The sequence below is a fragment of the Gardnerella sp. DNF01144 genome, from assembly GCF_049244245.1.
Taxonomy (GTDB): Bacteria; Actinomycetota; Actinomycetes; order Actinomycetales; family Bifidobacteriaceae; genus Bifidobacterium; species Bifidobacterium piotii.
Genome location: NZ_CP058390.1, coordinates 266871 through 288326 on the forward strand (window position 1 = coordinate 266871; position 21456 = coordinate 288326).

At 39.5% G+C, this 21456-nt stretch carries 21 protein-coding genes, 2 tRNA genes and 1 pseudogene; 23 read left to right on the top strand and 1 reads right to left on the bottom strand.

The window, feature by feature from the left end:
- The first annotated feature begins 9 nt into the window (after positions 1–9).
- The 17 genes and pseudogenes from HXT36_RS01020 (at position 10) to pyk (ending at position 16810) form a co-directional block, all read left to right on the top strand.
- A complete protein-coding gene (locus HXT36_RS01020; RefSeq protein WP_004132910.1) occupies positions 10–177 on the top strand; it encodes a hypothetical protein in 168 nt (55 codons plus the stop codon).
- 267 nt (positions 178–444) lie between these two features.
- Positions 445–969: a GNAT family N-acetyltransferase gene (locus HXT36_RS01025; RefSeq protein WP_421778909.1), complete on the top strand. Its 525-nt coding sequence runs from the start codon at positions 445–447 to the stop codon at positions 967–969.
- A gap of 55 nt (positions 970–1024) precedes the next feature.
- The gene (gene coaE, locus HXT36_RS01030; protein ID WP_421778911.1) at positions 1025–1720 is read left to right on the top strand and encodes a dephospho-CoA kinase; all 696 of its coding nucleotides are present in this window, start codon (positions 1025–1027) and stop codon (positions 1718–1720) included.
- Positions 1721–1800: 80 nt separating this feature from the next.
- Complete coding sequence (gene uvrB, locus HXT36_RS01035) at positions 1801–3915, top strand: excinuclease ABC subunit UvrB (protein ID WP_020973418.1); 2115 nt, start codon at positions 1801–1803, stop codon at positions 3913–3915.
- Positions 3916–4429: 514 nt separating this feature from the next.
- Positions 4430–6040, top strand: a complete 1611-nt coding sequence (locus HXT36_RS01040; RefSeq protein ID WP_421778913.1) for an InlB B-repeat-containing protein — start codon at positions 4430–4432, stop codon at positions 6038–6040.
- Between the two features lie 176 nt (positions 6041–6216).
- Positions 6217–6543, top strand: a complete 327-nt coding sequence (locus HXT36_RS01045) for a type II toxin-antitoxin system RelB/DinJ family antitoxin (RefSeq protein ID WP_421778915.1) — start codon at positions 6217–6219, stop codon at positions 6541–6543.
- Positions 6540–6821, top strand: a pseudogene (locus HXT36_RS01050) (type II toxin-antitoxin system YafQ family toxin). Before HXT36_RS01045 ends, HXT36_RS01050 begins: the two are co-directional and overlap by 4 nt.
- Positions 6822–7019: 198 nt before the next feature.
- Positions 7020–7340 carry a helix-turn-helix domain-containing protein gene (locus HXT36_RS01055; RefSeq protein ID WP_032813210.1) on the top strand — a complete coding sequence of 107 codons (321 nt, stop codon included), beginning with the start codon at positions 7020–7022 and terminating at the stop codon, positions 7338–7340.
- Positions 7333–7911, top strand: a complete 579-nt coding sequence (locus HXT36_RS01060) for an ImmA/IrrE family metallo-endopeptidase (protein WP_016806688.1) — start codon at positions 7333–7335, stop codon at positions 7909–7911. Before HXT36_RS01055 ends, HXT36_RS01060 begins: the two co-directional genes overlap by 8 nt.
- 239 nt (positions 7912–8150) lie before the next feature.
- The gene (locus HXT36_RS01065; protein WP_016806690.1) at positions 8151–8636 is read left to right on the top strand and encodes an EndoU domain-containing protein; all 486 of its coding nucleotides are present in this window, start codon (positions 8151–8153) and stop codon (positions 8634–8636) included.
- Positions 8636–9010, top strand: a complete 375-nt coding sequence (locus HXT36_RS01070; RefSeq protein ID WP_016806692.1) for a hypothetical protein — start codon at positions 8636–8638, stop codon at positions 9008–9010. The genes HXT36_RS01065 and HXT36_RS01070 overlap by 1 nt, the downstream gene beginning before the upstream one ends.
- A complete protein-coding gene (locus HXT36_RS01075; RefSeq protein ID WP_421778918.1) occupies positions 9010–9345 on the top strand; it encodes a hypothetical protein in 336 nt (111 codons plus the stop codon). The genes HXT36_RS01070 and HXT36_RS01075 overlap by 1 nt, the downstream gene beginning before the upstream one ends.
- A complete protein-coding gene (locus tag HXT36_RS01080; protein ID WP_421778920.1) occupies positions 9338–10009 on the top strand; it encodes a DUF4417 domain-containing protein in 672 nt (223 codons plus the stop codon). The genes HXT36_RS01075 and HXT36_RS01080 overlap by 8 nt, the downstream gene beginning before the upstream one ends.
- A 235-nt stretch (positions 10010–10244) precedes the next feature.
- Positions 10245–12272, top strand: a complete 2028-nt coding sequence (locus HXT36_RS01085; RefSeq protein ID WP_421778922.1) for an HsdM family class I SAM-dependent methyltransferase — start codon at positions 10245–10247, stop codon at positions 12270–12272.
- Positions 12265–13464, top strand: coding sequence for a restriction endonuclease subunit S (locus HXT36_RS01090; RefSeq protein ID WP_421778924.1), 1200 nt, complete (start codon positions 12265–12267; stop codon positions 13462–13464). Before HXT36_RS01085 ends, HXT36_RS01090 begins: the two co-directional genes overlap by 8 nt.
- Positions 13465–13837: 373 nt before the next feature.
- Entirely contained in the window at positions 13838–15184 is a 1347-nt protein-coding gene (locus HXT36_RS01095) for an ATP-binding protein (RefSeq protein ID WP_421778926.1), read from the top strand.
- 186 nt (positions 15185–15370) lie between these two features.
- The gene (gene pyk / locus HXT36_RS01100) at positions 15371–16810 is read left to right on the top strand and encodes a pyruvate kinase (RefSeq protein ID WP_004113139.1); all 1440 of its coding nucleotides are present in this window, start codon (positions 15371–15373) and stop codon (positions 16808–16810) included.
- A gap of 174 nt (positions 16811–16984) precedes the next feature.
- Here the strand turns inward: pyk and HXT36_RS01105 are convergent.
- Positions 16985–17058 (bottom strand) — tRNA-Leu (locus HXT36_RS01105).
- A gap of 300 nt (positions 17059–17358) precedes the next feature.
- Between HXT36_RS01105 and HXT36_RS01110 the strand changes: the two genes are divergently transcribed.
- The 6 genes from HXT36_RS01110 to HXT36_RS01135 all read left to right on the top strand — a co-directional run bounded on the left by HXT36_RS01110 (position 17359) and on the right by HXT36_RS01135 (position 21435).
- A tRNA-Arg gene (locus tag HXT36_RS01110) sits at positions 17359–17431 on the top strand.
- A 67-nt stretch (positions 17432–17498) separates the two neighbouring features.
- Positions 17499–18908 (top strand): bifunctional UDP-N-acetylglucosamine diphosphorylase/glucosamine-1-phosphate N-acetyltransferase GlmU, encoded by a 1410-nt coding sequence (gene glmU, locus HXT36_RS01115; protein WP_421778929.1) that lies wholly within the window; start codon positions 17499–17501, stop codon positions 18906–18908.
- A 45-nt stretch (positions 18909–18953) separates the two neighbouring features.
- Positions 18954–19370: a ribosome silencing factor gene (rsfS, locus tag HXT36_RS01120; protein WP_016635860.1), complete on the top strand. Its 417-nt coding sequence runs from the start codon at positions 18954–18956 to the stop codon at positions 19368–19370.
- Positions 19371–19394: 24 nt separating this feature from the next.
- On the top strand, positions 19395–20216 hold the full coding sequence (locus HXT36_RS01125) for a histidine phosphatase family protein (protein ID WP_020973422.1): 822 nt from the start codon (positions 19395–19397) through the stop codon (positions 20214–20216).
- Positions 20217–20395: 179 nt separating this feature from the next.
- Positions 20396–20917 (top strand): LytTR family DNA-binding domain-containing protein, encoded by a 522-nt coding sequence (locus tag HXT36_RS01130; RefSeq protein WP_421778932.1) that lies wholly within the window; start codon positions 20396–20398, stop codon positions 20915–20917.
- A gap of 68 nt (positions 20918–20985) precedes the next feature.
- Positions 20986–21435, top strand: a complete 450-nt coding sequence (locus HXT36_RS01135; RefSeq protein WP_032813214.1) for a DUF3021 family protein — start codon at positions 20986–20988, stop codon at positions 21433–21435.
- The last annotated feature ends 21 nt before the right edge of the window (positions 21436–21456 follow it).

Below are 21456 nucleotides of genomic sequence, written 5' to 3' on the forward strand. Positions count from 1 at the left end.
TAATCGTAAATGTTACTGGTTCAGTTTGTTCATGGGGGGGGGGTAGTTGCTGATGCTACACCTATGCTAAGTGACACAATTGTTGCAGATGTAAGAATTGCTGAGAAAATATTTTTGCAAACTTTATGCGCTGTTCCAATCATTATATTCCTTTCTTCATTGAAGGCGTATAAGTAATTACCTATAAATTACATCTTTGTCTTTATAGTTTGCGAGAACAATTACCTCGTATCTGTAGATTCTAAATCATTCATATGACATGTGACGTATGTTGAATTTTATGATAAAAAGAAGAAATTATATTGATTAAGTGAATATAAGCGAAAATATTTCGAAAATAATAATTAGTACTTATATAACGATGGTTATGTAAAATCAAATATGCATATGTCGATTAAATATGTTGTGTTGTAATACGGATAGTAGCTTGTATAAAGGATTTTTATGAAGAACATTGAAATTAAAAAATTAGATTATTCAGAAGCCAAAAATAATATGAATATAATTTTAGACTTATATCTAAAAGCATTCCCTAAAGAACTAGATCGTATAGATAATGTTCGTGAACGCATATTAGATAGTTTGAAATATAACAATAGTGCGCTTTTACTTGTTGCTACAATGAATAATCGTATTATCGGTGTTCTATATGGCATAGAATTATTACAAGATAATTGGTATGCGAATCAAATTAAGCCATTTTTATCAGAAAATTATGATTGGTACAATCAAAGCTTAGAATTAAATGAGTTATTTGTAGACCCCGAGTTTCAGCATATAGGCGTTGGCAGTGCGCTTATGAAGAAAGTCGAAAATCTTAAATTATATAAAACAATAATTTTATCTACAGAAAAAGATAATAATGCTGTTGCTTTAGATTTTTATAATAAGCTTGGATACAGTTTATTAACCGATAATTGGAAATCTTATTACGGGTCTATTTACTGCGTGCTATATAAGAAGTTTTAGTTGGGTCAATTAAAACTTACGTTATTGTGAGAAATGTATCGTTTATAATCAAAATATGACAATGATGCGGATTGCGGTAACTGGCGGAATCGCGGCTGGAAAATCTACTGTAGTAGACCATTTGCGTTCGCTTGGCGCGTTTGTTATAGATTACGATGTTTTAGCGCGTAAAGTGGTGGAGCCAGGAAGCGTAGTCTTGCAGAAAATCGTAAGCATTTTTGGGGAAGATGCTGTTAAGAATGATGGCTCTTTAAATCGCGAGTTTATTGCAAAGTGTGTTTTTGGGAACTCCGACGAGAGTTGTGAAAATCGTAAGAAGCTTGAGTCTCTTATTCATCCTGCTATTTATGATTTAGCGAAGACTTTAGAATGCGAATATAGAAACGAATATAAAAGCGAATATAAAAACGAGTGTGATAGGAAAATTTCTAAAGAAGATTGCTGTGAACGCGCATATTTAAGATCTGTTATTGTGCATGATATTCCGCTGCTTGCGCAAGTAATTGACAGCATTCCATTTAGTTTTGACTATATTATTACGGTTGAAGCGCCTAAAGATGTTCGCATTGCGAGAATGATAAGCGAGCGCAAAATGAGCCAGAATCAGGCGAAGCAGCGCATAAATAATCAAGTTGAAGAGATTGAGCGCAAAAAAATCGCGGATTTTGTGGTTGATTCTACAAAGCCTATGGAAGTTATGCTTAAAAGCGTTGATTCAAAAATTAAAACGTGGATGGGTGAGGAGCATTAGATACCGCGCGGAAAAATCGCAAGCAACCGCGCGATTGTTGGGTTTTAGTAAAATAAATAAAATGCTCTTGGAGAAAAATAATGTCGAATAAAATTCAGCGCACAAACAAGCCGTTTGTAGTAAAAGCGCCATACAAGCCTTCGGGCGACCAGCCGCAAGCAATCGAAGAGTTAGCAAATCGCATTGAAAACGGCGAAAACGACGTTGTTTTAATGGGCGCAACTGGCACTGGTAAAACTGCTACAACCGCTTGGCTGATTGAGCGTTTGCAAAGGCCGACTCTTATTATTGAGCCGAATAAAACATTGGCAGCTCAACTTTGCGCGGAGTTTCGCGAGCTTATGCCAGATAATGCTGTGAGCTATTTTGTGTCTTACTACGATTACTATCAGCCAGAAGCGTACATTCCGCAAACAGACACGTATATTGAAAAAGATTCGAATATTAACGACGATGTTGAGCGCCTTCGTCACGCGGCTACAGCGAATTTGCTTACGCGCAGGGATTGTGTTGTTGTAGCTACTGTTTCTTGCATTTATGGACTCGGTACCCCAGAGGAGTATGCCGAGCGAATGCTTATGCTGAGTGTTGGGGAGACGCTTGAGCGAGACGATTTATTACGTCAATTCGTTAGCATGCAATACAAGCGCAATGACATTGCGTTTACGCGCGGAACTTTTAGAGTGCGCGGAGATACGGTTGAGATTATTCCAGTTTACGAAGAATTAGCTGTGCGAATTGAGTTCTTTGGCGACGAAATCGACAGAATTACAATGTTGCATCCGCTTACTGGGGAAGTGATTCGCCAGGAGAGTAGTGTTCATATTTTCCCAGCATCTCACTATATTGCAGGTCCTGAGCGCATGGAGCGTGCGTTGGAGGCGATTGAGAAAGAGCGTGATGAGAGAGTTGCGCAGCTTAAAAAGCAGAACAAATTGCTGGAAGCTCAGCGTTTGGAAATGCGAACTACGTACGATTTAGAGATGCTTCGACAAGTTGGAGTATGCCCAGGAGTGGAGAATTATTCGAGGCATTTTGACGGTCGCGCGGCAGGTACGCCTCCGCATACGCTTCTTGACTTTTTCCCAGACGACTTTTTGCTTGTTTTAGATGAGTCGCATGTAACCGTGCCACAAATCGGAGCTATGTATGAGGGAGATGCTTCGCGCAAAAGAACGCTTGTAGAGCATGGCTTTAGGCTGCCATCTGCAATGGATAATCGCCCGTTAAAGTGGAACGAATTTTTGGAGCATGTTGGTCAAACTGTGTATCTTTCTGCAACACCTGGAGATTACGAGCTGGGGCTTTCGGATGGCGTAGTTGAGCAGATTATTCGCCCAACTGGCTTGCTGGATCCTAAAATTGAGGTTCGACCTGTGGAAGGTCAAGTTGACGATTTGTTTGCGGAAATCAAGGCGCGTGTTGCAAAAGATGAGCGCGTGCTTGTTACTACGCTTACTAAGAAAATGGCGGAAGACTTAACTGATTACTTTTTGGAGCTTGGTATTAAAGTTGAGTACTTGCATTCGGACGTTGATACTTTGCGCAGAGTGGAGCTTTTGCGCGAGCTTCGCGAAGGGAAAATTGATGTGATTGTTGGCATTAATTTGCTTCGTGAGGGCTTGGATTTGCCAGAAGTTTCGCTTGTTGCGATTTTAGATGCAGATAAGGAAGGCTTCTTAAGATCTTACCGCTCGCTTATTCAGACGATTGGACGCGCTGCTCGTAATGTTTCGGGAACTGTGCTTATGTATGCGGATGCTGTTACGGATGCTATGAGCAAGGCGATTAGCGAGACGGAGCGCCGCCGCGAAAAGCAAATCGCGTACAACAAGGCTCATGGAATTGACCCTAAGCCTTTGCGAAAGAAGATTAGTGACGTTAACGACATGCTTGCTAAAGAGGATGTTGACACTCAAACTTTGCTAGCAGGCGGTTACAGGAATGCTAATAAGGCTGGGAACTCGCATTATGGAGTGCCAAAAGAGCCAAATCTTGGGCAGCAAAGCAAAGAAAAGCGTATGGAGAATATATCCGCCTTGCCGCAAAGCGATATTATGTCTTTGATTAAGAATTTGAGCGAGCAAATGCATGTTGCTGCAGAACAGTTGCAGTTTGAGCTTGCAGCGCGATTGCGTGATGAAATCCGCGATCTAAAGAAAGAATTGCGGCAAATGGATGAGGCTAGCAAGTGATGGTAATGAGTGAGCTAATAAGTGAGCTGGTAAGTGAGCATTGCTAATAAATAAGCTAATGTATGCGTCAAATATTGAGTATTCTAGTTAGATGTGGTTAGTGTGGGATTTGAATATGTTAATAAAAGATTATTTATTGTCTATGATTCACGCGATGTCTTTGCATTGATAGAGAATCGGCCATGGAATATTCTAAATTTTGTTAATGTGAAAAAATAAATTTATTTTATTTTTTTGAAAAATACTTGACAAAGGGATTTAGAGAGAGCATGCTCAGACAGACAGACAGACAGACAGACAGACAGACAGACAGACAGCGTGATTTTGTCTTTTTTGTAACATAATTTTATATTCTAACCACTTTATACATTGTTTATTTTGTATTGAAATAGGTTAGTGGTTTTGCATATTTACATGCATTTTTAGTTTTGTATTTGCGTTATATAAATTTTTGAATTTAATAAAAAATTATTATTACTATAATCATTAATTTGGTGATTTGGTTGGGAATAAAATGAATAATAAAATAATAAAAAAAGTTATTAGTTTAGCAGTTGCTTTTGTAGCTACGATTGGACTTTTTGCTGGAGAAGTGACAGCTCAGGCTGCTGAAGATAATAATGCTAATAAGCATCCTTTACGCATATCTATGAATTATGCAGCAACATTAGGCAAAGGTCATACAACGCCTGGAGCGCTTGGACAGCTTAGTCCTGAAATGGAAAATATGTGGAAAAATCTTCCCATAACAGTTATCGATAGTCAGGGGAAAGAACTTGAAGTTGCGAAACAATTAAATAATAGATGTGAACGTACTGTTGGTAATTTTGCAAATGGTGAAAAAGTAACTATCAAAGTTGATACTTCAAAGCTTCCTGAAGGCTATAATCTTTCGTGGGAGTCTGATTATACGTATCCTAAACCAACTAGGAATTATGCTGAATTTCAAGCAGTTGTTGATAGTAGTATGCCTGTACGTATTTCGCTAGATCAAATGAAAGTTAAATTCGACTTGAAGGGCGGAAGTGTTGACGGTAAATCAGATGCAATCGTCAATACGGTAAAAAAGGATAATACGGTTGATTTTCCAGCTGATCCAACAAAAGATAATTTAGTATTTGGCGGATGGTTTACCGAGTTACCTGATATTGATTCGTATAGACAAAGAAATATTGTAGGCAAACGCTACTACTGGAATAGTCAATCGCCATTTTCTGATTATAGTCGTGATTGGATGCGATGGAATGATACCAATCTAGACCCATTGTATGACGGCATATTTTTACTCCGCGCACAGTGGAATGCAAGATATACATTTAATGCTAATGGCGGCACCTTTAGTGATGGTACAGCCAAGAAAAGTGAAGCAGTACAGCAAGGCGAGAATATTAATATATTGCCTGCGCCTACGCGCGAAGATTATCAGTTCTTAAACTGGGCAGATGCTGCTGATAAAACTTACAATCCAGGTGATACTTATACTTTGAATGCTAATACCGTGTTTATTGCCAAGTGGAAGCAGATTCGCAATACGGTTACATTCAAGAACGGCGATAAGACTCAAACGGTAAAGGTGGAAACTGGTAAGGCTATTGATGCGGATGCCTTGACTGACCAGTCCATGCCGAAGAATCCAACGAAGGATGGCTATACCTTCAAAGAGTGGAATACAAGCTCGGATGGTAAAGGTAAAGCATTTACTGGCACAACGACTGTTGATAGTGATTTGACTGTATATGCCATCTTTACGAAGAATACAGGCAGCGATGACGGTGGCGATAATGACGACAACAATGACAGCGGAAGTGTTGAACCAGATTCAAGCGATAATCCTGAATTAAATGTTGGAGGCGGCAGCGTCAATAACAATAGAACGTTAAACGGTGCTGCGAACGGCTCGGCAGACGGTGCTGCAAATGGTGCAGCTGCCAATGTAAACGGTGTTGAAAACAGAAGTGATTCTGCTAAGTCGCGGACTGCTGGCACGCGCTTTTCTGGAGTGCTGCCAAATAGTGGTGCGGATGCCGCTGGCATAACTTTTGCGTCATTTGGTGCGCTAGTGCTTGGCTTGTTTGTGGCTTCTGGAGCTGTGCTAAATTGCAAGCGTGCTAAGTATTTGCGCTAGTTTGCGCTATTGTGTAAATCATAAATAAATTAAGGCGAGTACTTTGGTAACACGATGTGCTCGCCTTATTGTTTTAGATTGCCTTATTGTTTCTTGCGCTTTGTTGTTTGCGTTTACAATTCTTATTCAGTTATATTACTTTAGTTGGTCTGAATTATATACAATGTAATGATAATATGTTGAATATAAACGAATATTTGCGTATAGTAAAAGAAGATGGAGGTATTGTTGTGCCTACTACGAATTTAAATATCAGAACAGATAAGGGAATTAAAGAACAAGCTGATAGGATTTTTTCAGAACTCGGTCTCAATATGACAACGGCGATTAACATGTTTTTGCGAACAACTATTCGTGAGAACGGGATTCCATTTTCTCTTAAATTAGAGGTTCCCAATGATACAACGATTGCTGCTATTGAGGAGGGTAGACGAATTGCATCTGATCCTAGTGTAAAGGGTTATAGGAATATGGAAGATCTTAAGGCGGCTCTTGATTTATGAAATACGAAGTAAAATTCACGAATTAATTCAAAAAAGATCTTAAATCAGCTAAGAAACAAAATAAAAACACGAATAATCTTTTAAAAGTAATTGATGTGTTAGCTGACGGTGGTGTGCTAGAAGCTAAATATTGTGATCACGCTTTGACTGGAAAATATAGCGGAACAAGAGAATGTCATATTGAACCAGATTGGCTTTTAGTATATGAAATTAAGAATGAAGTTCTTGTTTTGATGTTATATAGGCTTGGTACGCATTCAGAATTGTTTAAGAAATAAAATAACACATTTTTAAATCTACAGCTTTTTTATTGATAAAAGGTTTAGCATGCGGCGATTTTAGGCTGACTTCTTGCTGTTTTGAGTGTGATTTTTGCGCTTTTTAAGATATGACGATTTATTTAATGAGATGACATTTTGGTATTGACAATTGCCAATTTGCAATATATGATTGCATTGAGTACAGGAGGAATTAGTATGAGCTGGCAAGAAAAGGTTAAGAACTTAATGAATGATAGAGGTATTAACCAAAAACAGTTATCGCAATTAAGTGGCATTACAGAAAGTTCGGTGTCTAGGTATCTTCGTTCTGAGCGTAGGCCACGACTTGATATTGTGGTTAATTTTGCTAAAGCATTTGGTGTTGCAACTGACTATCTACTTGATGATGGGGAAGAAAGTAGTGCAAGTGCCTATGAAACAATTTCCACCGCGATTGCCAGAAAGGGTGGAGAATTGACTGCAGAAGAAAAAAATGAGCTTATTTCATTACTTCTTGGGAGTAGAGCGAATGTATAGAAGCGGAAGTGAGTATGACGAATTGGATAAGTTGATTTATTCAATATACGACGATTACAATATTGATAAATTTCCGATTGATGCGAAAGAGCTTTGTTGGAAGATGAAAATTGCTCTTGTTCCCTATTCTGCTTTTTCCGATGAAGCTAAAAAGCTGTTGCAAAAGGAATCAAAGCACGCATTTTTTGTTAAAGAGTCTAAAGAAAACCCTCCAACAATTTATTACAATGATATGTTTGAATCAGAAGGTGCAATCCGTCTTTCTATTTTTCATGAAATTGGGCATTATATTTGCGAAGATAAAGATGATTCTAAAGATGATTTAGCTGATTATTTTGCAAGGCATTTTATGTGTCCAACTGCTTATCTTATGTTGAAGGGCATAGCATCGCCTAATGAGATTGTGGCATTTTGTGGTGTAAGTTTTGAAGCTGCGCGCAACGCAAGCGCGAATATTGCAAGTCGTAAGAAAAAACTCGGATTTAAATTATTTAGTCATGAAGAGGAATTTATAAAAAAGATTGATCCGATAGCACTTCGGTTGTATGAATCGGCGGAAAAAGGGGAGTAAATGTGAATGAATTAATAAATTAAAACGCTTCTAAATTGTTGGAGCAATTCAAAAGCGTTTTTATGTAGGCGTTATAAAACACCGTGCAAGCAACGATTATTTTATCACGCCTGCTAAGTAACTACAAGAAAAATATGTAAATAACACAGTTTTAAGAACAGGTAGGAAGGTGTGATATATGGTGAAATTAAATGAAAATAAAGCTCTTCACCGTACACGTACGGTGGAGGGCGAAGTAAATGGGAACAACTAAAAGCGGAAGAGTTTTAAATACGCGCGGAGCCGCTGGTTCGGCAAGTCAATTTGCTGTTGTCCATTCTAATGAAGGAGCATACACTAGACCACAGAAGGATAATCACATCCGATTAAAGTCTGGTGGTCATGGGCAGACGGGACTTAAAGAATTGGATAAATACGGCATTGAGTATCATATCGTGAAAACATATCCCAATGGTGTGAGGGTTGGATATGTGCCAAAGCATTGGAACAAAAAGAAACGTGATGGTATATATCAGTCTTGGTTTCCGGCTAGCTGGAGCACCAAGGACATTAAACATGCAGGAGAACATGTTGCTAACTTAAAAGGGAACAAGCATGTGAGAGATGGCGTTATTGTATTTGGTACTTGGAAAGGCGTGCGTGTGGGAGTTATACGAACACACGGTCAAATCGGCACAATCTTTCCCGATTCAAATCAACCGTTCAAGAAAAGAGGTAAGAAATAATGGATGTACAAAAGTTTAGAGAAGTACTTAAAAAGCGAGATGAAACGCATGATGAATATGATTATGGACTAGAAATGTGTTGGAAGGAAGAAGTTGAAATATTATCTGAAGATATACCATCAACTATTGAGTACTTGCAAAGCGAATGCACGGCAGATGAATTTGTATGGATTAGTGAAATTATCGAGGATCTAGCAGAAAAGACACGAAGCAGAGAACTTGTAGAGTGTTATAAAAGCTTGATGGCAAAATTTCCTGAAGAGGCTAAGAGATACCACGTAGATTTTTGTATAGAGTGCGCAGAGGATTTTCTTGAGGATACTGATGAATCTTACGATTCAAATCAACCGCTAAATAAAAGAGGTAAAAGATAATGGATGTACAAAGATTTAAAGAGGTAATTAAAAAGCGCAATGAAACGCATGATGAATATGATTATGGCGTAGAAATGTGTGACAAAGAAGAAATTCAAATACTGTCTGAAGATATACCATCAACTATAAAGTACTTGCAAAATCAATGCACGGCAGATGAGTTCTTTTGGATTAGTGAGATTATTGATGACCTAGCTGCTAAAACACAGAGCAGAGAGATTGTGGAATGCTATAAGAATCTAGGGGAAAAATATCCTGACATGGCTAAGACATTTAACTTCGCAGGTTGTGTGAAGTATGCCGAAGCGGCGTTAAGAGAGGATATTGATGCCTAACAAAGAAACGCTTGTAGATGAAGGTTTTAGAGTTTCTTTAATTGAAACAGCATTCTTTGATGGAAAATTTGAAATACCGCATATTGATGCTCCTAAGGAGATTATTGTTCCTAGTGGTCTTGTACCTTTTTCACAAAGACGACGTAGCTGTGATAAGCAAGACTTTGTTTGCTTTTATGAGCATGATGTTAAGTTCAGAGAAATTTTGACACATACGGAAGATTATGTTGAAGAGCTAAAACAATATCCAGGAGTTATATCACCTGATTGTTCCCTCTACATTGATGCTCCACTTTGCGTGCAAATCGCAAGTATCTATTTGAATCGAGCAGTTGGCTATTATTTAAGCAAACAGGGGATTTACGTTATACCTAATATTCGTTGGGGTGATGAGCGAACTTATACCGATGAGTTATTGGGAGAAAAAGTCGCTTTTCAGGGCGTGGATAAACATAGCATCGTTTCAATTGGAACCTACGGGCAAATTAGAACAGCAGAATCTAAAAGGTATTTTAGGGAAGGCTTGATTGCGATGTTAGATGAGCTTGAGCCGCGCGTTGTGCTTGTGTATGGCGTTATGCCAGATACTATATTTAATGGTTTGGAAACTAAAACTGAGTTTGTGCAATATCCTGATTGGACAAGACGCATGAAGCAAAAATGAGTTTAATCTATTATGTTGGAATCGCATTGATGTATTTGAAAAAGACAAGATTGCTTAATCAAAAATGAAAAGAACTGAAAGGCAAATTAGTGGTAATTGCAGTAATACGAGAAACTAAAATATTAAACAAATTTACTAAAATAGTCTAACAGTCCATATTGATAGTGATATCTTGATGTTTAAGATGTAATGTTTAGGTGTGTTGATTGTACAGGTTTGATATAGGGAGATAAAAATGGCAAGTGCAGAAGAAAAAGTTGAAGAATTTTATAAAGCACAACTTGATACGTTGAATATAAGACACTATGGTAAGACCGAAGAAATAAATTCTTCTATTTCTAAAGCGTTAAAAGATGCAGACAGTAAATCTGGCGGATCAGGGAATAATTATCCTGACATTCAACTTTTGCTACAAAATAGTACTCGCCGTGATATCCCTGTAATGATTGAAGCCAAAGGCTCAAAGAATAAATTGGAAAAACTTGATGCAGATAATAATATCGAGCTAAAAAGTAATGGGAAAAATACTCATAGTGTTGTACAGCAATATGCCGTAAATGGAGCTTTACATTATGGACTTGCTATTCTTGATGAAGGTACTTATAGTGAAGTCATCGTTATTGGTATTAACGGATGGGAACTCAAGGATGGGTGGGTATCAAACCCAGAGCTTAAAGCTTATTATGTTTCTAAAAAGAACGGGAAAGTTCCTAAAGAAATTCCTGATTTTGATTTTTCACAAATGAAAAGTGAAAATATAGATTCTCTTTATAACGTGATTGATAGGCTTTTGCTTACTGATAAAGAACTTGAAAGTCTTAAGCGTGATAAAGAGGAGTTGCTGGAGCAAAGTATTAAAAGCATTCATCAAAGAATTTATGATGATTCTGCTATTAAAAATTTGCTTTCTACAAATGATAAACTCTATTTCTTCTGCGGCTTGATTATGGCTGGCCTTACTACAGAAGGTGTAAAGCCGCTTGAAGTAACTGACTTTTATAGTAATGATGATGAGATTGATAATGATGGTAATAAAATCCTTAATCGTACCAATTCATTCCTGCAAAAAAAGAAATGTCCAAGCGACAAGATTGAGATGGTTAATAATTACTTAAAGCCTGTATTTGAAAAGCATGATCTATGGAAGCCTGTGAATGGTGAAAGTGTAATTAAATCGGTTTATAAGCAAGTAAAAGAGGAGATCTTACCACTACTTGAAAGTAACATTCATTTAGACTTTACGGGTAAAATCTTAAACAGTCTTAATGATTGGGTTTCTATCGATAATGATAAAAAGAACGATGTTGTTTTAACGCCGCGCTTTGTAACAAACTTAATGGCACGAATTACAAGAACCAATAAAGACTCTTTTGTGTGGGATACCTGTATGGGCTCTTCTGGGTTCCTTGTATCTGCTATGGAGTTAATGATTGATGATGCAAAGAATGTTATCAAAGATAATACTGTTTTAGAAAGTAAAATTCAAAATATTAAGCAAAATCAACTTTTAGGTATTGAGATTCTTGGGAATATTTATATTTTAGCGGTTTTGAATATGATTCTTATGGGGGATGGTTCGTCGCAAATCATTTGTGGTGACTCACATAAGGAAGCTCCTGATTTCATGAAGTCGCATGACTTTCCAGCTAATGTATTCTTGCTGAATCCTCCTTACTCTGCACCAGGTAAAGGGCTTAACTTTGTAGACGAAGCATTATCGAAAATGGAAACAGGTTATGGTGCCGTTTTAATCCAAGAAAATGCGGGTAGTGGTCAGGGAGATGTGTATGCTAAACAAATATTAGAGAAAAATACGTTGCTTGCAAGCATTCACATGCCAGCTGATTTATTTAATGGAAAGTCTTCTGTTCAAACAGCTATATATTTGTTCAAGGTAAATCGCGCGCATGAAACGGATGATATGGTGACGTTTATTGACTTTAGTGAAGATGGTTATGCAAGGCAAAATCGTAAAAAGTCAACACAAAAAGTTAATTTGCGAAACGTTGACCATGCTTTAGAAAGATACGACGAAATTGTGGCAATTTGCCTTGGTAAAAAGCCAAAAACAGAATATTACACTGAAGCAAATGGGTTGGTGATAAAAGACACTATCACTCTTAATGGTGACGATTGGACGTTTAATCAGCATAAAAAGATTGACACTACACCTACGGAAGATGACTTTAAGAAAACGGTAGCTGATTATTTGGCGTGGAGAGTGAGTGCAATCTTGAAAGGTGAGGTGCAGTGGGATGAATAAGACGTTTTTATATTCTGATTTATTTAAGTTACTTCCTCAGGCTTTTAAGGTATCAAAATTGGAATTTAATGAGCATGGGAAAACACCAGCTTATTCTTCTGATACGAGGAATAATGGTTGTCTTGGTTATGTAGATAGAGAACCATTATATTATGTTACGGAAGATTGTCCTGCATACTTAGTTTTTGGAGATCATACCAAAACAATGAACATTGTTCATAAAAGTTTTTGTGTAATGGACAATGTGAAAGTTCTTTTGCCAATAATTAAAATGTCCGATCAGGTTTTACTTTTTATTACAACAGTATGGAAAAAATCTATTCCTGACTTAGGATACGCACGTCATTGGTCAGTAGCAAAAATTGCAAAAATTTCTCTCCCCGTTATAGAACACGCAGACCCTAACCACGAATACACGGTAGATGACATTGACTGGCAGTATATGGAAGATCGCATCAAGGAGCTGGAGGAAGATCGCATCAAGGAGCTGGAGGCTTATCTAAAAGCAACTAACCTTGATGACTATGAACTAACGGATGAAGATAAAAAAGTACTCTCTCTCTCTAGAAAATCCGCATCTAACGAAAACGGCTCTTTGGAAACTGATTGCCAAAATGGGCAAGTGAGGTTTAAGAAGTTTGTAGTTAGTAGCATGTTTAAGCGTGTGTTTGCAAAATGTAAAAAAGATAATTTTAATAAGCGAGAAGACACATCAACTGTCCCTAATCAGGAATTTTGTGTTCCTTTAGTTAATGCCAAGTTAGGTGATAACGGGATTATGTTTTATGGTCGTAAATCTGAGTGGGACACACAAGAAATGTGTATTGATGTTATTCAGAATGGTGCTGTCGCAACAGGAAAAGTTTATGCACAACCTCATTCAGTAGCTATTTTGTGGGATGCTTATTTAATAAAGCCTCTTCAAGATGTTATCTCGGAGGAAAAGCTTTTGTATTTGACGAAATGTATTGAAAAAATCACAAGAGAGCAGTTTTCTTATGATAAAAAAGCTACGTGGGAACGAGTAAAGACATGTGAGATCACCCTTCCCATAACCCCAGAAGGCGAGCCTGATTTTGACTACATGGAGCGCTATATTCGAGCCATTGAAAAATTGACTATTGCCGATGTAGTTAAGTATAAAGACAAGATTATTGACGCAACAAAAAAGCTGGTAAACAACCAATCCTAAACCTTTTTGCGATATTTTCTATCGTTAAAAAGTGAGCATATACTTGGCTAGGTGCTCAAAAAGTGTAATATACTCGTAAGGCCTATCAATACATGTTTTATGCGAGCGCTACTTAATGCGTAATGCGTATCAATGCGTATAATCGTATAATAATGTGATAAAAAACACCAAAATATGTATAATAATGTGATTAAATGCACTAAATTATGTATAATAATGTGATACACGATAAAAGATAACGCAAAATATAACAGAATAACCGCAGAATTGTTGCAACATAATAACGTAGCAGAACAATCACGCGTAAAAACAGCAACGCACTAATGCGGTTGAAATATCTAATAGCGTAACGTCAAGTGAAAGGTGAGTAAACATGAAAAGGCTGATTATGAGCAAACTTTTAGCATGGAAGAACTCGCCGTACCGTAAACCATTGATATTAAAAGGAGTACGTCAAGTTGGTAAAACTTGGATACTAAAAGAATTTGGTAAGCTTTACTACAAAAATATTGCTTATTTTAACTTCGATGAAAACAAAGAATATAAGCAATTCTTTGAAACCACTAAAAATGTGGAGCGAATTTTACAAAACCTAATGCTTGCAAGTGGCCAAAAAATCGAACCAGAAAACACGCTTATCATATTTGACGAGGTTCAGGACTGCCCAGAAGTAATAAACGCGATGAAATATTTTTGTGAAAACGCTCCGCAATATCATGTTGCTTGCGCTGGATCATTGCTTGGAATAACGCTTGCCAAACCATCTTCATTCCCAGTTGGAAAAGTTAATTTTATGCAAATAAACCCAATGAATTTCACAGAGTTTTTACTTGCTAATGGAGATGAAAATCTAGCGAAGTTTATTGAACAAATCGATAAAATAGAGCCGATTCCAGACGCATTTTTTAATCCGCTATACGAGAAATTAAAAATGTATTATGTTACAGGGGGAATGCCTGAGTCAGTTTTAATGTGGGCTAAAGCACGAGATGTAAACGCAATGCAAGAAACATTGTTTGAGATTATAACAGCTTATGAACGAGATTTTGCGAAACATCCTAATGTTAGCGAGTTTCCTAAAATATCAATGATTTGGAATTCTATTCCATCTCAACTGGCGCGTGAAAACAAAAAATTCTTGTATAAAGTTGTTAAAAATGGTGCGCGAGCAAGAGAATATGAAGACGCTTTGCAATGGTTGGTGTCGGCACAATTGGTGTATAAAATTTATAGAAATACTGCGCCGAATTTACCTATTGCTGCTTATGATGATGTATCTGCTTTTAAGATTTATCTGGCAGATGTTGGTTTGTTAAGGCGATTAGCACAACTTGCTCCTACTGCATTTGCGGAAGGCAATAGGCTATTTACTGAGTTTAAGGGTGCTTTAACAGAAAATTATGTTTTGCAGGCGTTACTTACTCAATTTGAAGTTATGCCTAGATACTGGTCTCAAACGAATCCGCCTTATGAAGTGGATTTTCTTATTCAACGAGAAAATGATATTTTCCCTGTTGAGGTTAAATCTGAAGCAAATATTAACAGTAGAAGTTTGAAAAAGTTTAAAGAACTATTCCCTAATCAAGCGAAATTACGTATACGATTCTCGCTGAATAATCTAAAACTAGACGATGATATGTTGAATATTCCGTTATTTATGGCTGATTACACGGATAAGCTTATAGAACTTGCGCTGAAAGATTGCACTGAAAGAAAATGATTGATAAGTTAGCGTGACTAATCGCAAGATGATCGTGATTAATCAGTGAGCGCATGTAGTCATGTTTAATCGTAGTAAATAAATAAGTGCGAGTTTTGCCTATAGGTCACAATTTGCTGGTACACTATTACTCGGAAAGTGGGTATTTTCCCATTTAAAAATAAACAAAGGAAACAGGCAGGCATTATGAGAAAAGCCAAAATTGTTGATACTATTGGACCAGCTACCGAATCGTTAGAGGGCATTACCAAGCTTGTTGAAGCTGGCATGGATGTTGCTCGCTTAAACCGTTCGCATGGCACTCCTGAAGATCATTTGCGCGTTTACAACAATGTGCGCGAAGCTTCAAAGACCACTGGTCGTAATGTTGCTGCTCTTGTTGATTTGCAAGGTCCAAAGATTCGTTGCGGCTGGTTCAAGAAGAACGCTGACGGCGAAGACAAGGTTTATTTGGAAGAGGGCCAAGAGTTCGTTATTACAACAGACGATATTGAGGGTGATGAGCATCGCACTTCCACAACCTTCAAGGGTTTGCCAGGAGATTGCCACGCAGGCGATCCAATTTTGATCGATGATGGCAAGGTTCGTCTTGAGGTTACCAAGGTAGAAGGCAACGACGTACACACTAAGGTTGTTGTTGCTGGCCCAGTTTCTAGCCACAAGGGCATTAACCTTCCAGGCGTTGCCGTTTCTCTTCCAGCATTGACCGAAAAGGATGAGTCTGATCTTCGTTGGGCTATTCGCACGGGTGCAGACATTATTGCTATGTCGTTCGTGCGTTTTGCTACCGATATTGATCGTGCTCACGAAATCATGGACGAAGAAGGCCGACGCATTCCAATCGTTGCAAAGATTGAGAAGCCACAGGCTGTTGCAAACTTGGAAGAGATTGTTAAGACCTTCGATGGCATTATGGTTGCTCGTGGAGATATGGCAGTGGAGATGCCACTTGAGCAGGTTCCACTCGTTACCAAGCGCTGCATTGAGCTTTCTCGCCAATACGCAAAGCCAGTAATCGTTGCTACTGAAGTTCTTGGATCTATGGTTAACTCTCCAGTTCCAACTCGTGCAGAGGCTTCTGATTGCGCTAACGCTGTTCTTGACGGCGCCGATGCAACTATGACCTCTAACGAGACCGCAGTCGGCAAGTATCCAGCAGTTACCGTTCAGACCATGTCTCGTATTTCTCAATACGCTACTGAAAACGGTTACGATCGCATTCCATCTGTGGAGCTTGACATGTCTAGCACGGGTGCAGTTTCTTCTGCAGCTGTTGACTTGGCAGACAAGCTCAACGCTAAGGCAATTGTTGCTTACACGCAAACTGGTCGTACCGTTCATCGCATTTCTCGCGAGCGCCCAGCTGCTCCAATCTACGGCTTGACCAACAATGAGCACACTTATCACTGGTTGGCTTTGAGCTGGGGCACTGAAGGCTTCTTGATTAGCGAGGACTACCACGATATGAACCGTCACGATCTTATGATCTTTACCGACAAGGTTCTTCGTGAAGCTGGCAAGGTTGAAGATGGCGACAAGATTGTTGTTTTGAGCACTGCTCAGGGTGAGCGCCAGGCCGGTCGTACCGACTCTATTTACGTTCACACCGTTGGTGCTTGCGATTAATCGCTAGTTGATTGCTAGCTGATTGCTAGTTAATCGTCAGCTAATCGTTAGTTTTCTAAACGCGCATCCTTTTGGGTGCGCGTTTTTTATAATCGTGTTATAGGCCAAAATCGCGTGAGAGTGATGGGGAAGATAACAAAAACGCCGCTTAGAATGTAAGCGGCGTTGTGCACGTGCCCCCGGTGAGACTCGAACTCACACTGCACAGATTTTGAGGCTGTTTCCTCTACCAATTGGGATACAGGGGCATCTTAAATTATCCGCGTTTTAACGCGACTTGATGACTATACCACATTTTGCAGAGTAATCAAATATACCGCGTGTTGCGTGTAAGAAAGCTAGTTGCGTGTGTGCGGAAGAATCGCAAGCAACCGCTCGCTAAAAACCCAAAGTAAAATGCAATAAATCAAAACGGAATCAAAACGGAATCAAATATCACAAATAAGAATCAAAACAGAATACAAATCCCACAAATCAGAAATATTAATTTGCAAATTATTTAAGATTGGGTGTGTTGGTGTAAGAATTTTGGTATAATTGCAACTTGCGCCTCTGTAGCTCAATGGATAGAGCAACGGCCTTCTAATCCGTTGGTTGCGCGTTCGAATCGCGTCGGGGGCACTTTGCTTTGCTCTTATGTTTGTGTTGAAAAATCTTTCGGCACGTATTATGCAAATAAGGAGCGCATGTGGAAAATCATAATGTAGCCGCAGCAATAATTCTGGCAGCAGGTGATGGGACGCGCATGCGTTCAGCAACTCCAAAGGTATTGCATAAGTTTGCTGGAAAAACATTCTTAAATCGCGTAATGGACGCAATGGCAGGCGTAAACCCTAAGGAGCTTGTCGTTGTAGTTCATGCTCAAGCGCAACGGGTGTCGCAAGCAGCACAAAGCTACAACAACGCTGTGCGCATTGTAAACCAAGACGATAAGCCTGGAACGGGCAGGACTGTGCAGTGCGCAATGCAAGATCTTAACGAAGCTTCAAAGCAGCAATATGGCAGTGCGCTTAAAGGTTCTGTGGTAATTGCGGCAAGTGATATGCCACTTTTGGATACGCAAACATTGCAATCGTTAATCGATTTTCACAATAATCAAGGAAACGCGGCAACTGTTCTAACTGCTGTTTTAGACGATGCCACTGGCTACGGGCGAATTGTGCGCGGAGAAAATGGCGATGTTCTGCGTATTGTTGAGCACAAAGACGCTAATGCAGAAGAGCTTGCGATTAAGGAAGTGAACACATCTGTGTATGTGTTCGACGCTGCAGTGCTTAGCGATGCTATAGAAAACCTTGATTCAAAGAACGCTCAAGGCGAGTTCTACTTAACAGATGCGCTAGAGCACGCTCGCGCAATGGGGCGTGTTGGAGCAATGGCGGCAGCAGACTCGTTGAGCGTGGAAGGTGTAAATACGCGCGTTCAGTTATCTGCGCTTGCAAAAGCATATAACAAGCGCGTTTGCGAAAAGTGGATGCTTGAAGGCGTGACTATTTTAGATCCAGATACTACATGGATTGAAGACGATGTTGTTTTGAAAGAAGACGTTACGGTTCTTCCAGGCTGCTTCTTGCAAGGGCATACAACTGTTAAAAGCGGCGCTGTTGTAGGACCGTACACTACGCTTATTGATGCGCAAGTAGATGAAGACGCGGTTGTGGAGCGCTCGCGTGTGCAAGAATCGCATATTTGCCGCGCTGCAAACATTGGTCCGTGGACGTATTTGCGACCAGGAAATGTGCTTGGCGAAGAAAGCAAAGCTGGCGCGTTTGTGGAAATGAAGAAAGCGCATATTGGAAACGGCACTAAGGTTCCGCACTTGAGCTATATGGGCGACGCTGATTTGGGAGAGCACACGAACATCGGCGGTGGAACGATTACAGCAAACTACGACGGCGTGCATAAGAATCACACGACTATTGGCTCTAACGCGCATGTTGGTGCAGGAAACCTGTTTGTAGCTCCCGTTACTGTTGGAGATGGAGTTACAACGGGTGCAGGCTCTGTTGTGCGTCACGATGTTCCAGCGGATTCCATGGTGTATTCGGAAAATACTCAGCATGTTGTAGAAGGCTGGAAGCCAGCTTGGGAGCGATAGTTCGCTGGTTCGATAGTTTGCTAGTTTGATACTTAAGGAGAAACAATGGCAGCTTTAGAAAGCTCTGTTAACGCGATTAGGATTGCTGCGGCTGCAGCCGATAGGTTAAAAGCCACTAATTGCCAAGCTTTTGACGTTAGCAATCTGCTTGGAATTACAGACGCTATGCTGGTTGTTTCTGCATCTAATGAACGTCAAGTCTTAGCTGTTAGTGAAGAAATCGAAAAAGATTTGTATTTAAAAGACAACAAGCGCAAGCCAATATCTAGAGAAGGCTTAGAACTAGCACAGTGGATTTTGCTTGATTTTGGCGACTTTGTGGTTCATATTATGCACGAGGAAGCGCGCGAGTTTTATCGCCTTGAGCGTTTGTGGAATGATTGCCCTGCAATTGATTTGCAACTTCCAGAGCATGATGATGATGTGCGTGGCGATGACGATGATGCACAAAATGGCGATTAAGAGTCTGAAAGGTAGCGCAAGATAATGGTGGATTTTGTTGAAAGCGCAACGCAAATTGCGCATAATGCCAATAAAAACAGCGCTCACGAGGGTATTGCGCGTTCTGTAATGCTTGTTCGCCACGGTCAGACGCCTTATAACGCGCAATTTAGACTTCAAGGCATGATTGATATTGCTTTAGATGAGTCTGGAATAGACCAGGTGACTCGCTCTGGTAAGGCTTTGCGAGTGCTTTTTGGAGCTTCCGACTTAGAAGACCCAAAGAATCCAAATAGCCAGGAGCACGTGCGCATTACTCCAGAAGAAGCCGATGCAAGTTTTGTTGCCATTGTTTCGCCGCTTATTCGCGCACAGCAGACGGCTCACGCTTTTGCAGATAAGATTGGTCTTAATGTTCACGTTGAAAATGGCGTGCGCGAGCGCTTTTTTGGCGAGTGGGAAGGCCTTAATCGCCAGCAAATTAGCGAAAAATGGCCTGAAGATTTTAATGCTTGGGTAAAAGGCGAAGGTGGCGAGCTTAATCACGGTGCAGAAACTAAGCAAGAAGTTGGCGAGCGCGCTGCGAAAGCTGTTGAAGATTGGGCGCGCAAAACTGGCTCAGACCGCGATTTACTAGTGTTCTCGCACGGATCTTGCCTTTCTCAAACTGTTCATAAGCTTCTTGGATTAGACAAGGTAGATCCTTCTTATAAGACGATTGGCGGAATGGGAAACGGCCGTTGGGCGCGCTTAATTCCAAGCCTTAATGCGGATGGCTCGATTCATTGGCGTTTGGATGCTTACGATCAAGGTCCTGCAGCAGACCCTACAAGCCAGCGTCTTATTCGCATTTGGGGTGCAGCTTAAGCAGCATAATTTCTCCTTTTTTGCCGCTTATATTCCTAAAACTACCGTTTAGCGGTTTTGTAAAGACAGATTATTTACAGTGCCGTATAGTCAAAATTACAAAACAGAAAGCTGGCAAAAGCTAAGAAAAGTTAGCAAAAGCTAGTAAACGCTAACGGTAGTATACGAAAGGGGGCCTGATGAAAGTAACGATTGCTATTGTGCCGCCAGAAGAAGAGCAGTGCGCTCAATTGTCAGTTCACAATATTGACGATAACCTTAAACGCATTATAGCCAGCTTGCAAAGCATTGATTCTAAAGATGCAAAATCAAGCAATGCTGAAAATAATACTGATATTGCCGAAAATAATACTGCGAATGCGGCAAATAGCAATAATAATTCATTCATATATGGTTATATTAATGATTCGATTATTGTTATGCACGAGCCAGATGTGATTATGATTTGCGTAGAAAATTCGCGCGTAATCATTCACAGTGATAAAGGCGAGTGCGTGTCTTACAAGCGTCTAATGGATTTTGATAATCCGCAATTCGCGTCGTTTGTGCGCATATCTAAATCCGCAATCGTGAACTTAAATCGCATTGTTCGAGTTGATCCAGGATTCGGCGGAAGTATGAGCGTAAAAATGGACGATGGAAGCGTTGAGTGGATTAGTCGCAGATGCTTGAGCTCGTTCAAAAAGCGCTTGGGAATGTAGTTTTAAGCGTATTTTTAATACTAATTTTTAATAGTAATTTTTTAATACTTAAAAAGGAAACGATTATTATGGAAAAGCAAGTTACAACTTTTGGTAAAACAATGGTAAAAAACATTGTTAGAGGCATTGGCATAGGGTGCACTATTTTTACAGTAATGTCTTTTGTTTCAAGCCTGTTAGCACATAGCGCGGTTGGAAACAGAATTGCATCTTATGCTGTAGCCGCGTTTGTTATAGGCATAGGATATGGAGTGTTCGCTATTTTTTGGTCGAATGAACGCATGTCAAATCTTGCAAAGTTCGTTTTTGCGCTAGTTCCTCCAATTGCTATTCAATTTATTGTGTCTGTGATTGTTGGATGGATTTCATTTAAAGATGATCCAGCGGTGATTTGCGGATGGATTGCGTTCACTGTTATTTTACCGATTCCTATTGCTGCAATAATTTATTACTTCGAGAAGAAGAAAGCGAAAGAAATGAACGCTAGATTGCGCGAATTGCGTAAAGAAAGCAAGTAAATTAGTGACAATTAAATAATT

Bases quoted from the DNA above. Each gene is read 5' to 3' on its own strand.
- HXT36_RS01020 (WP_004132910.1), top strand. From the start codon at position 10: ATGTTACTGGTTCAGTTTGTTCATGGGGGGGGGGTAGTTGCTGATGCT.
- HXT36_RS01025 (WP_421778909.1), top strand. From the start codon at position 445: ATGAAGAACATTGAAATTAAAAAATTAGATTATTCAGAAGCCAAAAAT.
- coaE (WP_421778911.1), top strand. From the start codon at position 1,025: ATGACAATGATGCGGATTGCGGTAACTGGCGGAATCGCGGCTGGAAAA.
- uvrB (WP_020973418.1), top strand. From the start codon at position 1,801: ATGTCGAATAAAATTCAGCGCACAAACAAGCCGTTTGTAGTAAAAGCG.
- HXT36_RS01040 (WP_421778913.1), top strand. From the start codon at position 4,430: ATGAATAATAAAATAATAAAAAAAGTTATTAGTTTAGCAGTTGCTTTT.
- HXT36_RS01045 (WP_421778915.1), top strand. From the start codon at position 6,217: ATGTTGAATATAAACGAATATTTGCGTATAGTAAAAGAAGATGGAGGT.
- HXT36_RS01055 (WP_032813210.1), top strand. From the start codon at position 7,020: ATGAGCTGGCAAGAAAAGGTTAAGAACTTAATGAATGATAGAGGTATT.
- HXT36_RS01060 (WP_016806688.1), top strand. From the start codon at position 7,333: ATGTATAGAAGCGGAAGTGAGTATGACGAATTGGATAAGTTGATTTAT.
- HXT36_RS01065 (WP_016806690.1), top strand. From the start codon at position 8,151: ATGGGAACAACTAAAAGCGGAAGAGTTTTAAATACGCGCGGAGCCGCT.
- HXT36_RS01070 (WP_016806692.1), top strand. From the start codon at position 8,636: ATGGATGTACAAAAGTTTAGAGAAGTACTTAAAAAGCGAGATGAAACG.
- HXT36_RS01075 (WP_421778918.1), top strand. From the start codon at position 9,010: ATGGATGTACAAAGATTTAAAGAGGTAATTAAAAAGCGCAATGAAACG.
- HXT36_RS01080 (WP_421778920.1), top strand. From the start codon at position 9,338: ATGCCTAACAAAGAAACGCTTGTAGATGAAGGTTTTAGAGTTTCTTTA.
- HXT36_RS01085 (WP_421778922.1), top strand. From the start codon at position 10,245: ATGGCAAGTGCAGAAGAAAAAGTTGAAGAATTTTATAAAGCACAACTT.
- HXT36_RS01090 (WP_421778924.1), top strand. From the start codon at position 12,265: ATGAATAAGACGTTTTTATATTCTGATTTATTTAAGTTACTTCCTCAG.
- HXT36_RS01095 (WP_421778926.1), top strand. From the start codon at position 13,838: ATGAAAAGGCTGATTATGAGCAAACTTTTAGCATGGAAGAACTCGCCG.
- pyk (WP_004113139.1), top strand. From the start codon at position 15,371: ATGAGAAAAGCCAAAATTGTTGATACTATTGGACCAGCTACCGAATCG.
- rsfS (WP_016635860.1), top strand. From the start codon at position 18,954: ATGGCAGCTTTAGAAAGCTCTGTTAACGCGATTAGGATTGCTGCGGCT.
- HXT36_RS01125 (WP_020973422.1), top strand. From the start codon at position 19,395: ATGGTGGATTTTGTTGAAAGCGCAACGCAAATTGCGCATAATGCCAAT.
- HXT36_RS01130 (WP_421778932.1), top strand. From the start codon at position 20,396: ATGAAAGTAACGATTGCTATTGTGCCGCCAGAAGAAGAGCAGTGCGCT.
- HXT36_RS01135 (WP_032813214.1), top strand. From the start codon at position 20,986: ATGGAAAAGCAAGTTACAACTTTTGGTAAAACAATGGTAAAAAACATT.